Genomic DNA, 13478 nt, shown 5'->3' with positions numbered 1-13478 from the left:
GATGGGCGAGACAATTCCTGTATTTTGTACAACATTCCTCTCAAAACCCCGGGAGTAATGAATCAAAGCTGCAATTTGTGCAACATTTTTCCTTCCTGGCCAGCAATGCCTACCCCAGCCGCACCGTTGCCCCTCCGGGAATCTGTCGTACCTCGCCGCCCACGCTGACCCACACCTCGACAGCCGAAGGGTTATAGACCATCTCCTGCGAAGCGGAAAAGCGCAGCCCCTGCAGCGCGGACAGGTAATCCACGATCTCGATGTTGGTGGCGTACCAGATGTCATCGTGGCCGCCCATCATGGCGGCGAACTGCTCCAGCTCCTGCCAGTTGTCATTGTCGTTGAATTCGTAGCTGTGTCCCCAGACATACAGCATCTGCATGTGCGAGAACCGGGGTTTCTCCTCAAGGAATTGCTTGCCCAGCGCGAGCATGTCGCGGTGATGGCAGGTGGGATGCCAGGCCAGCAGGTTGTCCGGCAGGCTGAAGCTGCCATGCGACTTCACTGTGCGGGAATACTCAATCCCGAGGGCCGGAAGCACGCTCAGCACCGCATCGCTGTAATTGCCGAACGGATAGGACATGCCCCGAACCGGATAACCGGCGATGGCCTCCAGAGCCTTGCGGTCCGTCAGAATCTCATCGGCGATGCCCTCGCGCGGGGTCATGGAGAGGAAGGGATGGGTGCGGGTATGCGCCGAAATCTCATGCCCCTCATAGAGCGCTGCCACTTCGTCCCCCGAGATATAGCCTTCATTGCCGAAGAACCCCGAATTGAGATGAAAAGACCCCTTCAACCCATGCTGGTTCAGAATCTCCACGAGCTTCCGGTCGTAGGTTCTTCCATCATCCCAGCTCGTTGTTAGCGCTTTAGAAACCCCGCCTGGAAATAGATCGAATTTGATTCTCATTGCTGTTATCCTCCCTAACTATAAAATATACCGAATTTGCATGTGAGCACCGGTCCCGCCTAAGGCGAATACGGCTCCACCAAAAACAATGCCAGAAATGAAAGCCATAAGCAAGATTCTTGTTAATGGACGGCATTCCGCCGCTTGGCTACACTGAGGTGGCGAACAGGGAATTCGCGCAAGCGGCAGGCCCTGGTCAGGACATTCACAAGGGGGAACATTATGCACACCATGTCACGAACAGCGCTTGAGGAACAGATCGCCCGCGTCATTGAGCGGATGAAGGATATGAAAGGCTCCATTCAGGAGACCGCCCCGATCGGCATCATCTCGATGGACAACTGGGAATGGCCGCAGGGGGTGGGACTGTTTGCCCTATACAGCTACTACCGGGAGAACCGGGAGGAGGAGATTCTGCGCTATTTGACCGGCTGGTTCGACAGCAAGCTTGACGGGGGCATCCCGGAGAAAAACGTCAATACCATGTGCCCGATGCTTACCCTAAGCTATCTGGCAGAGGAGACCGGGCGCGCGGATTATCTCCGGCTGTGCCGGGAATGGCTGGGGTACGTGCTGTATGACATGCCCCGCACGGAGGAAGGCGGGCTTCAGCATGAGGTGACCGGCAGTCCGAATACCGGACAGCTCTGGGACGACACGCTGTATATGACAGTTCTGTTCGTGGCCCGGATGGGGATCTTACTGAAGGAGGAGGAGTGCATTCAGGAGAGCATCCGCCAGTTTCTGGTCCATCTTAAGTATCTGACCGATCCTGTGACCGGATTGTTCTTCCACGGCTGGACCTTCGAGGGCAGCCATCACTTTGCCCGGGCCCTGTGGGCGCGCGGCAATTCCTGGTATACCGCCGGGCTGGCGGATTATCTGGAGATGGTGGAGCTGCCGTCAGGGGTGAGCAGCTTCCTGCTGTCCTCGCTTACGCGCCAGGTGAACAAGCTGACGGAGCTGCAAGACCCGTCAGGCGCATGGCATACCCTGCTGGACGACAGCAGCTCGTATCTGGAGACCTCGGCTACCGCCGCCTTTGCTTATGGCATGCTGAAGGCAGTGCGGCAGGGGCTGCTGCCGGAGGACTGCCGCAAGCCTGCAATGGCAGCGCTTCGGTACGTGCTGAGCCAGATTGATGAAGAAGGCGTGGTGCAGGGAGTGTCCTATGGCACCGGCATGGGGGCTACCTTACAGGACTACCGCGAGATTCCGGTCTGCCCGATGCCCTACGGGCAATCCATGGCGCTCCTGCTGCTGGTGGAGGCGATGAAGCATGTATAATTCCGCCAGCACCCATTCTTCCAGCACCAAGGGGCTGCCGGGGCTGGACCGGGTTGCCTTCCATAACGTTGCCGAGCTGGAACCGGCAGCGGGCTACGGATTGTATCTCCGCCGCATTCCGCGCAGCGTCAGGGAGCATCTGAATGAGCGGGGGCGGTTCATCGCCGGGGAAGCGGGCGGCTGCGAGCTCCGGTTCGTCACCATGGCTCCGAATATCCGCGTTACCCTGTCCTTGCCGGAGACGGATGGCAGTGTAACGGTATACAAGGGGGGGCTGTTCCACTCCAGACATGAGCTTCAGGCCGGGACGATCCGCACCCTCCAGTTAAGCGAACCGCCAAGGCTGGCGATGGCGGAGCGTGATCTGCTGATGAAAGCGGGCTTTGCGCCGGAGGTATGGCGGATCTGCTTCGGACGGTATGCCTGTGTGGTCTGCGGCGTTGAGACCTTCGGGCATCCGCTCCGCCCGCCGGTGGAAGGGGAGACCCCCGGCAAGCGCTGGATTGCTTACGGCTCATCCATCACCTATGGAGAGAACGGCAGCCTGCCGTATATTTCCCACGCGGCAAGAAGACTGGCCGCCGATGTACTGGGTCTCGGCATGAGCGGCTCCTGCCACTGTGAACGGGAGATGAGTAATTATCTTGCGGCGCAGCAGGACTGGTCGTTCATGACGCTGGAGCTGGGCGTGAATATGCGTGACCACATGTCCCCGGACGAATTCCGTGAGCGGACCGGCTATCTGCTGGACCAGCTGGTAAGCAGGCATCCGGAGAAGCCGGTGGCGGTCATTACGATCTATCCCAACTTTGCAGGGTTCCCGGGAAGCGGGATAGCGGAGAAGGATGTTCATTTCAACGATATTCTGCGCAGTCATGTGAAGCGTCTGGACCACCCGAAGCTGAGCCTGATCGAGGGAAACAAAGTGCTGGATGACCTTGCCGGGCTGTCCTGCGACCTGATTCACCCGGGGGATGAGGGACATATACGGATGGGGGAGAATCTGGCCCGGGTGCTGGAAGGAATCCTGCAAACCCAGGCTGTATAAGGGTTCAGCGGCGATTAACAGAAAAACTGGATATTGCTCTGGCCCGCTAAAGCAGCTATGGTGAGGACATGAAATCGGCCATTTCAGCTCCATAGCATTCATTCATCACGCAATCACGCACCACACGCAAGTGAAAGGAGGCACCGTAATGAAAGCGAATACAAGCAGTGAGGCGGTGCTGCGGCTGGACACTTCACGGCAGAGCGGAAGCAGCCGCAGACGCTTCTGGCAGACCCGCCGCTTCAAGAATAATGTCCCCCTGTGGGTCATGTTTGTTCCGGTTATCGCATTTTATATCATTTTCAAATACACCCCTATGCTGGGGCTGGTCATCGCCTTCAAGGATTATACCTTCTATGAGGGGGTATGGGGCAGCCGGTGGGTCGGCATGGACAATTTCACCAATCTGTTCACCCAGGCGCAATCGGTACAGATTATCCGCAATACGCTGGTGCTTAGTATATTGTCGGTGCTGGTCAGCTTTCCGTTTCCGATTGCCCTGGCGATTATGCTCAATGAGGTCCGGAACAAGTTTTTCAAAAAATCGGTCCAGACCCTCGTCTACCTGCCTTACTTTTTCTCCTGGGTCATTGTCGGCGGGCTGGTAGTAACGATTTTTGCCCAGACCGGGGTAGCCAATGCGGTGGTTGAGAAGCTGACCGGCCAGGCTTTTCCCTTCCTGTTCAAGGAGTGGTCCTGGGTCTCGATCTTCCTCGGCTCGGGAATCTGGAAGGATGCGGGCTTCAATGCAATTATCTATCTGGCTGCGCTGACCTCCATCGACCCCAGTCTCTATGAGGCGGCGAGTATGGATGGGGCGGGCAAATGGAAGCAGATCCGCCATATCACGCTGCCCGGGATCAGTCCGACCATCGTCATTATGCTGATTCTGGCCATGGGACGGGTGATGGAGGTGGGCTTCGACCATGTCTACGTGCTGCAGAATTCGATTGTATCGGGGATCTCCGAGGTCATCAGCACCTACATCTACGCGATTGGCCTGCAAGGCGGACAGTTCAGCCTGACGGCTGCCCTGGGGATGTTCGATTCTCTGGTGGCGCTGACCCTGGTGCTGATCTCCAACGCTATCGCCCGGCGCTTCAACAAAGGCTTGTGGTAACAGGAGGACACTATTTATGCAAAGTACAAAAGGTGAAAAAGTATTCTACAGCTTCAATTATCTGCTGCTGACGCTCGCAGGCATACTCTGTCTGCTGCCGCTGCTCCATCTGGCCTCCCTGTCGCTCAGCGGCAAGGATGCGGTGCTCTCCGGTTTTGTTACCCTGTGGCCTGTGGAGTTCACGCTTAGCTCTTATACCATGCTGTTCGAGGGAACGCCGGTGGTACGCGCTTTTGGCAACAGCCTGCTGATTACTCTGGTCGGGGTGGCCGCCAGTATGCTGTTCACCATCTTCGCCGCCTATCCCTTGTCCCGCCGTGATTTCTACGGAAGACGCACACTGACCCTGGCGATTGTGTTCACCATGCTGTTCACGGGCGGACTGATTCCGACCTATCTCGTGGTCAGCAGTCTCGGCCTGGTGGATTCGTACGCGGCACTGTGGCTGCCCGCTCTGGTCAGCACTTATAATATGATGATCATGCGGTCTTTTTTCGAGAACATTCCGGAGGAGCTGGTGGAAGCGGCCCGAATTGACGGCTCCGGCGAATGGCGGCTGCTGGCGGGCATTATTCTGCCGTTGTCCCTGCCTGTGCTGGCGACCATCGGCCTCTTCTACGGCGTGTATTACTGGAATTCGTTCTTCAACGTAATGATCTATATGAACAGCCCGGAGAAAATCAATCTTACCGTGCTCATCCAGCAGATGGTGAAGAGCCAGGCCGTCCTGCAGGAGCTGAATACGATGAACTCGCAGGAGGTTGTCAATATTACACCGGAGGGCATCAAGGCCGCCGGGATTATGGTTATGGTCATTCCGATGCTGATCGTGTATCCGCTGCTGCAACGGTATTTTGTTAAAGGCGTGACTATCGGTGCGATCAAGGGTTAACCGCTGCATCCTATCCAAACGATCAAGAACACCACAATAGGAGGGTCACATTCATATGTCCAAACCACTATGGCTTAGAAAAAAAACCGCTGCCGGAGCAGCCTCCCTGATGCTCGTTATCGCTGTCACAGGCTGCGGCGGCAATAATGCCACACAGGGCGCAGACGGGGGCAAGGGAGAGGCTTCGGGGAAACGCGGCTCCATCACCGTCTCTCTATATGACCGCGGCAGCGTACCGGCGGAAGAGGGGACAATGAGCGACAACCGCTGGACGAAATGGGTCAACGAGAACGGCCCGGTGAACGTCAAATACATTACGGTTCCGCGCTTCGAATCCCTGCAAAAGTTCAATGTGCTGTTCGCGTCGAAGTCTGCCCCGGATCTGATCTTTGAATTTGATACCGCTTACCAGGGCCAGCTCTATAACCAGAAGCAGCTGCTTCCGCTGGATGACCTGATCAAGAACAGCAGTACAGAGTATAAAGCGATGCTGGAGAAATATCCGGCGCTGCGCAAGGCAGGCACGATGGCGGACGGCAAGCTGTATACGGTGGGGCGTCCGGTCCAGTTCGGCCCGCAGCACTATCTGTTTATCCGCAATGACTGGCTGAAGAAGCTGAATTTGCAGGTGCCTACTACACCCGAAGAACTGCTGAATGTGGCAAAAGCGTTCACCGAGCAGGACCCCGACGGCAACGGCAAGGCGGATACGTACGGGACTGGACTCAGCTTCGTGGCCGGCATTATTCTGAACAACATGTTCGGCACCGGATTCACACTGTTCGGGGAGGACCAGTATCCTTGGGTGCTGGAGAACGACAAGGTTGTCCATGACTGGGACCGGATTCAGGCGGCGCTATCCTTCCAGAAGCAACTGTATGCAGCCGGTGTGGCGGATAAGGATTTCGTCACCGATAAGAACGGCGAGAAGCAGAAGCAGGACTGGATCTCCGGCAAGCTGGGGATTTACGGGGCCAACGGTGCCGATATCGGCACCTATGAGACGCTGATGAAGAATTCTCCTGAAGCCGAGGTCATTCCGATTGCCTTGCCGACGACGGAATTCGGCCAGTTCAGTCCGACCCTGACCACCCCGATCCAAATGACTGGTATGGTGAACGCAGCGGCCAAGGACCCTGAGTCTGTAATGAAAATGATTGACTTCATGGTCACGGAGCAGTACACCACTACTATCCAGAACGGCATTGAAGGCGTGCACTACAAGAAAACTGCCGACGGCCGTGCGGAGGTAATCGACCCTGAGAAGAACAAGAAGGAGCTGGAATACAACCGCGATATGGGCATGCTGACTCCGCTGATCGGCAAGAATTACGGGCTGAAGAACAAGGTCAACCCTACCCCTGCCGAGCAGAGTTTAATCAAAATCTATGAAATGTCCGAGAAGCTGTATATGGACCCTGCCCGCCCGATTGTCGGCATTACGCAAAAGGCCTTCCTGCCGCTGCTGCCGCAGGATCTGACCCAGATCAACACGAACGCGAATAAAACAATTCTCGACCGGGCCATGCAGGCCATTGTCAGCTCTGATCCCGGTTCAGTGGACCAGTTCATTGCGGAAGCGAAGGGAATCTGGGAGAAGGCAGGCGGCCCCAAGGTCGATGAGTTCTACGCAACCTGGTATCAGGACCATAAAGCAGATGCGATCATGCTGAAGGATATTTATGAGATGGGCAAACAGCTGGATACAGCCGAATAAACGGAATTCGCGGCATAGGAGGCGAGCAAGCGTTGAACAATGGGGTAAGGGCAATTCTGGAGCAGAGCTTTGCGGCTGCCTCGGAGGGGATTGTGGTGGAGGAAGGGCTGGTGCGCTACAATTGGCCCGGCCACACCCGGCAGGTATCACAGCTGCCGTACTGTCATGAGGCGCGGTTCTCAGCAGGGTATTATGCCTATGGCACACTGCTGGGCCGGCTGGAGGAGCAGGCCGGGCTGGAGATGCTTGAGGCCATCGCCCGGCTGCAGTTTACAGATCCGGAGCATCCGGATTACGGGGGATTCCTCTGGTACCGGGAGGAGAGCGGGATACAGGATTCGAATGCGGCATTTTTTATCCTCATGCCGCTTATAACGGTGCGTCTTAGCAAGCCGGAGGTATTCCCGGCCAGTCATCTGGAGGTGATGCAGCGGATGTTCGGCCATGCGGCGGCCTGGTTCTCCAGGGAATGCCGGACCCCGGAGCTGTTCTATCCGAACAAGACGATGAGCGACGGCGCCATGCTGCTGGCCATCGCCCACTTCCTGGGCGAACCTGAGCATCTGCAGACCGCAAGCGGATATTTCGCCAGATGGGCGGAATATACCGGCCGCCGGGGCTGGGGCTGGGGAGAGAATATCAGCCTCGTCTACCAGGGGGTGATGATGAATGCGCTGAGGATTGCCGGTTCGGTGCTTCAGCAGCATGACCGGGAGCTGGCCGGGCGGCTGTCAGAGCATATGGATACCCTGAAGAGCATTCTCGTGTTCCATGACGGGGAGGAATTGGTTCCGGCCATCCGCAGCTACAACTTCCGGGGAGAGACGCAGCGGCCGAGCCTGCTGTGGGCGATTGCGGGTGTAGCCGAGTTCAGCCGTCTGGCGGAACAGAAGTTTTCGCTTAATGATGTGGCGGCGCTGCTCCTGTTTGAAGAGGAGCTGCTTCAAGGGAGTGCCCCCTTGGCTGCGCTGCCCGTACCCCGGATGCTGGAGGAACGGATCTTCGATGCCTCCCGTTCCTACAGCTGGATCGGACGGCATACCCGGCTGGGCAGCATCAACCGCTTTCCGGTGATGCCGGGCAGCTACCAGCACCCCACCTGGGGCCTGGGCTGGCAGAGCTTTCCGGTCAGCTTCAGCGTGAAGGATCAGCAGGTATCCTATCTGCGGTGGTACGTGGATGATTCCGCCGCCGTGCGGACGCATCCGGCGGAGGATTACCGGACCGCCTATCTGATGCCCGCGCTGTTTGCAGAACCGCTGTACCCGGAGGTGGAGACCCGTTCGGCCCAGCAGGCGAATGCGCTGGTGGTGGTCCGCTCTATGACCCGGCTGCATAACCGGGCCGCGGAGATCGCGGATGAATGGGTTGTCCACCGCTATGACGGTGAGGTGGAGCGGGTAGTGAACGCCGCCGGGGACAGGGAATGGCTGGTCCTGCGTTATCCGGGCTGTGCGGTGGCGGTCACGGCGCTCAGTGGGATTTGTTCCGGTGCGGAGGCGCGCGCCGCGCAGCCTGTCATTGTGGTGCGGGAGGAGGGGAGGATCAGGCTCCGCCAGGTCCTCTACTCCGGCGACAGCACCCTTCTGGCGCAGTCCCGCCTGGAAGCGGGCTGGGCGGTAGTATGTCTGGACGAGGCAGCGGAAGCTGGCGATGTCCGCAGACTGCTGGATGCGGTGCGGATCGAAGACATCGAGACGGACGACCGGGAGGTGCCGCGGGAGCCATGGGCCCGGGCGCGGGAGATTGTGCTGGCGGCGGGCAACCAGCCGCCGGTCCGGCTAACCGTTGATCCGTACGCCCCTTAACCAACTTAACCAAGCCGCGCAGTTCAAGCGGCAAGCCTTTCTGTTCGTTGTTATTCATTACTGTATTCCTTTCTGTTCCTTGCATGGTCCTTTGACCCATTGCATGCCTCAGGGGTTGCCGTGTCCCGATTAAGGTGCAGGCGGAAGCAGTAGGCTTAATTGCACTCCATACAACTAAATCGTCCGATGTACCGCCGAATATCAATTTAGCTGTATTTGGTACAACTAAAATCCCCCTATACCCCGCTTCTCACCCATTTGGGTGAATTTAGTTGTACAGAATGCAGTTAGAAGACGAAATCCTTCCGTTTCACGGTTTTTAAATGTACAAAATACAACTATCGCTAAATGTTCGCGTCGAACGCAGTTCCATAGAGGCCGCATTTATCGCTGAAACGGTGCTGCCCCTAAAAGGACAGCAAGGCCGTTTCTACTTGATTTCCGTATCTATGGGCTGCATCTATGGAATGAATTCACTGCTTAAGTTCGGATGCTCTACCGGAACACTATACTTGCTTCCATACGGAAAGGTGGCTATTATGAGACAATCCAATCGGAAACCGTTCTTTGTATGCGCTATCATTTTGCTGCTGCTGACAGGTCTTCTCCCGGCAAATCCTGGTTCGGTGGCCCGGGCAGACAGCACCTATAAGCTGGATGAGACGTTCGAGTCGTACAGCCCCGGCACGAAGCCGGCCGGCTGGACCATCAAGACGCCGCCGCAGGGGGTGAGCGTTGCCGTACAGACCTGGGAAGGCTACGCCGGCAAGCTGCTGGAGATCCATCAGGCAGCCAAAACAGCGGGCAGCTATATTATAAGCAAATCCGTTACGGATGTTACGTACAGAAGCCTGTTAAGCTATTCGTTCAGAGCGGAGCAGACCGGAGCGGTGATCTACCTGCCCACCCCGCAGAGCGGCTCTGTCACGCTGGTGAAGTTCGCCATTAATAATGGTGCGTTCAGTTATATGAAAAAAGGTGCCGGATCATGGACCTCCGTAATGCCAATATCGGCAGGGGTGTGGTATGACGTACGGGTGGCTCTCGACAGCGTCAGCCACAACTTCGATCTGTCCATTGACGGCAATCGTCTGCTGACGAAGGAGCCCATGGCCGAGGGAGGAGCGTTATCCTTATTCTACATGGGTTTTTATAAGGACAGCATCGGCAAGATAGGTTTTGACGATTTTATTGTAAGCGGATACAAACAGGCGGAAAGTGCAGCCTTCTCCCAGCAGTCTTACGGGCTGCGAAGAGGGGAGAAGCTGTCCTTGCCGCTCCAGTTCACACCTGCAGATGCTACGGATCAGACGGCAGCCTGGTCCACCGGCAGCGCAGAGGTGGCAACGGTGGACGCCAATGGTCTGGTTACTGGTATCCGTGAGGGGGTGACGACCGTTACGGCACAGCCGAACGAGGCGCTTCCGGCGGTAACCGCTACGGTAGCCGTCTACGAAGATCCGATCACGGATATTGTACTCGCTCCGCTTCAGCGGGCGGTTCCTGTAGGCTCCCGTGTGCTGTTGAAGGCAACAGTAACACCGGAAGACAACACGGATACAGGCATCCGGTGGGGAACAGAGGACGAGAGTATTGCCGTGATTGACCGCTATGGAGAGCTGACGGGGGTAAGCGCCGGAACGACTACCGTATTCGTCACGGATGAGACCGGAAGCGTCCGTGCGGAGACGGAAGTCACCGTCACCGGAAGAACGACAGGTCAAGAGCTGTATGTCGCTCCTGGCGGGAACGACAGCAATAATGGTACCGAGGCGGCGCCTTTCCGGACGATTGCCCGTGCCCAGCAGGCGGTACGCCTGTTGAATGAGGATATGGACGCCGACATTGTTGTCAATCTGAGGGGAGGGATGTATACGCTGACGGAGCCGCTGGAATTCACACCGGAGGATTCGGGGACGAACGGCTATTTTGTCACTTACCGCAGCTACCCCGGGGAGCAGGCAGCCATCAGCGGCGGGCGGTCTGTCACAGGCTGGACGGTGTTCGACAGCGCCAAGGGCATCTACCGGGCGAATGTCGGGACCGGCCTTCAGACAAGGCAGCTGTTCGTAGATGGCATCCGGGCAGTCCGGGCCAGGAGCACAGCAGGACTCGTGAATCCGCTGAAGACAGCAACCGGCTATACCTCGGATAATACGGAGCTGGCCGGGTGGAGCAATACGTCAGATATGGAGCTGGTATTCAATGAGCTGTGGACGAATTCCCGGATTAAGGTAGGGTCGGTAACCGCTTCAGGCGGCAAAGCACAGATCGTCCTGCAGGAGCCGGGCCGGAGCGCGGTCTTTAACCGGGGATTAACCTCGGCGACTGTACCTGTCTATTACGAGAATGCTATGGAACTGCTGGATGAGGCCGGGGAATGGTACTATAACCGGAATGAAGGTATGCTGTATTACAAACCGCGTGCCTGGGAGAATCTGTCCACTGCCAAGGTTGTGGTTCCTGTACTGGAACAGCTTGCCACAGTCTATGGCAGCTCGGCTGACGAGCCGGTGCGCAACCTGAATTTTGAAGGCCTGAAATTTATGTACACCACCTGGAACCGGCCGAGTACGGCAGCGGGACATTCCGATTCCCAGAACAACCATCTGCGTTATCCGTCGATCCCCGATGAGCTGACCGATGCGGCGGTGATGCTGGAGCTGGCCAATACGGTGAATTTCCGCAACAATGAATTCACCAAGCTGGGCATTACGGCCGTACGGATGCAGAACGGTGTACAGAACAGCCGGATGGAAGGCAACCGCTTCTATGACATTTCAGGCAGTGCGCTGAACGTGGGACAGCCGAATTCCTCCGACCGGAATATCTATCATCCGGCAGACCACAGGCTGCTGATGAAGAATAATGATGTGCTGAACAATGTGATCCACGACATCGGGATTGACTATAAATCGGCTTCCGCCGTATCTGCCGGGTATCCGGTAGACATGGATATCAGTCATAATGAAATGTACAACCTGCCTTACAGCGGAACCCATATCGGGTATGGCTGGGATAAGCTGTTCGACGCCGCTACCCGGAACGTGAAGATTCAGGATAACCTGATTTATGACCTCATGGGAATGGGCTTGCGTGACGGAGGCGCCATCTACAGTCTCGGACCTACCGGAGCCACCGCACAGGACAAAAATCTGGTCAGCGGCAACTACATCCGCAACCAGATGGACGGCAATTCTGCCCTGTACACGGATGAAGGCTCCGCCTACTGGAAATTTGAGCACAATGTGATCGATCTGAAGGATGCTCCGCTATGGCATTCAGCGTTCCGCTGGGCGATGGCGTATGTGCCGACCATCCATGATGTGGATTTCGTGAACAATTATACAACGACGGACGGCTATACCAACAACGGGCGCAATGTTCTGTTCGAGAACAATACGGTCCAGCCGGATGCACAGTGGCCTCAGGCGGCACGCTCGATCATTGATCAGGCCGGGCTTGAGCCGGAATATGCCTCAGCAGCAGACGGTCAGGTCCGCCGCTGGAAGCTTGATCCGCTTAAGCTGGCCGCGGGTGGCAGCGGACAGGTCTCAATCCAGGCCATGGATGGCAAAGACCAGCCGCTGGGCAAGGAAACCAGCACCTTCTATTACAGCATTCTTGATCCGGCCGTAGCCTCGGTTAGTAGCGGGGGGGTGGTCACCGGACTCAGCCAGGGACAGACGAAGCTTATCGTGAACATCATTAACGGCTCCATTCTGCGGACAATCACAACGGATGTATTTGTGGGCGATACCTTAGCCACAGTCCGCCTGGAGGGGCATGACGGCAATGTGGCGTATATCCGTGAAGGCACAGACCTGCAATTGCAGCCTTACGGCGAGACGCTGTTCGGCAACCGCGAGGAGCTGGAGGAAGTCACCTATACGAGTAGCGATCCTTCCATCGTCAGCGTCAGCGAGGGCGGCCTGTTGACGGGGCATCAGACCGGCTCGGCTACCCTCACGTTATCGGCTGAATATCTGGGCACCGTGACCCAGGGGCAATATGAGGTTAAGGTATGGGATGAGGCCAGCCAATACGAGCATCCCCTGACGGCAGAGCTGCAGGACCCGGATGGCTGGTACGTATCGGCAACCGCGAACGGGCTGAAGGAGACCGGGCAAGACAGCCTTACGCTGAGGGCTCCCGGAGGGCATGTCATTTACCAGAACCGCAAGTATCAGAATGAGCTGCTGGATTTCAAAATGAAGATCAATGACAGTGCGGCCTCCGCCAACTGGTACGCCCTGATGCTCAATAACCAGAGCAAGGAGCTAAGCTATAGCACCGGCAGCATGTATCTGGTGGTCATAGGGACATCGGGGATTGAGCTGCACCGCTTTAACGAAGGGGTACGCACCGTGATCTATGGCAAGATTGACGGCCTGACCAGCCTTGGCGGGCCGGCGATTCCGAATACGGCGATCACCTTCGGGGTGCAGAGCCGCGTTCAGCTGGGTGCTTTTCAAGAATCCGGGGGTGTGCGGCTGATCCTGAAGGTTAACGGGGTGCAGATCTTTAATTATCTGGACACCGCCGCAGGAGCCATCGGTGAAGCGGGGTACTTCGGGCTGGTCTCCCGCAATGCGAGCACAGAACTGGGGTACTGACAGACTAAGCTTCCCAATCCGGCCCCGTAGCCGATATTATTAAGCGATGATAGCCAACATCTGGACTTACAGGGGATGAC

The 13478-nt window shown here is 56.9% G+C and carries 8 protein-coding genes; 7 read left to right on the top strand and 1 reads right to left on the bottom strand.

Going from position 1 to position 13478, the window contains the following annotated elements:
* Positions 1 to 109 precede the first annotated feature (109 nt).
* Positions 110 to 910 carry a polysaccharide deacetylase family protein gene (locus MHH28_RS18145; RefSeq protein WP_405104435.1) on the bottom strand — a complete coding sequence of 267 codons (801 nt, stop codon included), beginning with the start codon at positions 908 to 910 and terminating at the stop codon, positions 110 to 112.
* A gap of 222 nt (positions 911 to 1132) precedes the next feature.
* Here MHH28_RS18145 and MHH28_RS18140 point away from each other — a divergent pair, with 222 nt between their 5' ends.
* The 7 genes from MHH28_RS18140 (at position 1133) to MHH28_RS18110 (ending at position 13398) form a co-directional block, all read left to right on the top strand.
* Positions 1133 to 2197 carry a glycoside hydrolase family 105 protein gene (locus tag MHH28_RS18140; RefSeq protein WP_405104434.1) on the top strand — a complete coding sequence of 355 codons (1065 nt, stop codon included), beginning with the start codon at positions 1133 to 1135 and terminating at the stop codon, positions 2195 to 2197.
* On the top strand, positions 2190 to 3245 hold the full coding sequence (locus MHH28_RS18135) for an SGNH/GDSL hydrolase family protein (RefSeq protein WP_405104433.1): 1056 nt from the start codon (positions 2190 to 2192) through the stop codon (positions 3243 to 3245). The genes MHH28_RS18140 and MHH28_RS18135 overlap by 8 nt, the downstream gene beginning before the upstream one ends.
* Positions 3246 to 3393: 148 nt before the next feature.
* Entirely contained in the window at positions 3394 to 4365 is a 972-nt protein-coding gene (locus MHH28_RS18130) for an ABC transporter permease (protein WP_405104432.1), read from the top strand.
* A gap of 16 nt (positions 4366 to 4381) precedes the next feature.
* Positions 4382 to 5257: a carbohydrate ABC transporter permease gene (locus MHH28_RS18125; protein WP_405104431.1), complete on the top strand. Its 876-nt coding sequence runs from the start codon at positions 4382 to 4384 to the stop codon at positions 5255 to 5257.
* Positions 5258 to 5312: 55 nt separating this feature from the next.
* Positions 5313 to 6974, top strand: a complete 1662-nt coding sequence (locus tag MHH28_RS18120) for an extracellular solute-binding protein (RefSeq protein WP_405104430.1) — start codon at positions 5313 to 5315, stop codon at positions 6972 to 6974.
* A gap of 32 nt (positions 6975 to 7006) precedes the next feature.
* Complete coding sequence (locus tag MHH28_RS18115; protein ID WP_405104429.1) at positions 7007 to 8782, top strand: hypothetical protein; 1776 nt, start codon at positions 7007 to 7009, stop codon at positions 8780 to 8782.
* Between the two features lie 539 nt (positions 8783 to 9321).
* Positions 9322 to 13398 (top strand): Ig-like domain-containing protein, encoded by a 4077-nt coding sequence (locus tag MHH28_RS18110; RefSeq protein WP_405104428.1) that lies wholly within the window; start codon positions 9322 to 9324, stop codon positions 13396 to 13398.
* The last annotated feature ends 80 nt before the right edge of the window (positions 13399 to 13478 follow it).

It is taken from the genome of Paenibacillus sp. FSL K6-1217 (assembly GCF_045040735.1).
Taxonomy (GTDB): Bacteria; Bacillota; Bacilli; order Paenibacillales; family Paenibacillaceae; genus Paenibacillus_AQ.
Note: the sequence above shows the minus strand (reverse complement) of the source record. Positions and strands in the feature narration are given on the sequence as shown.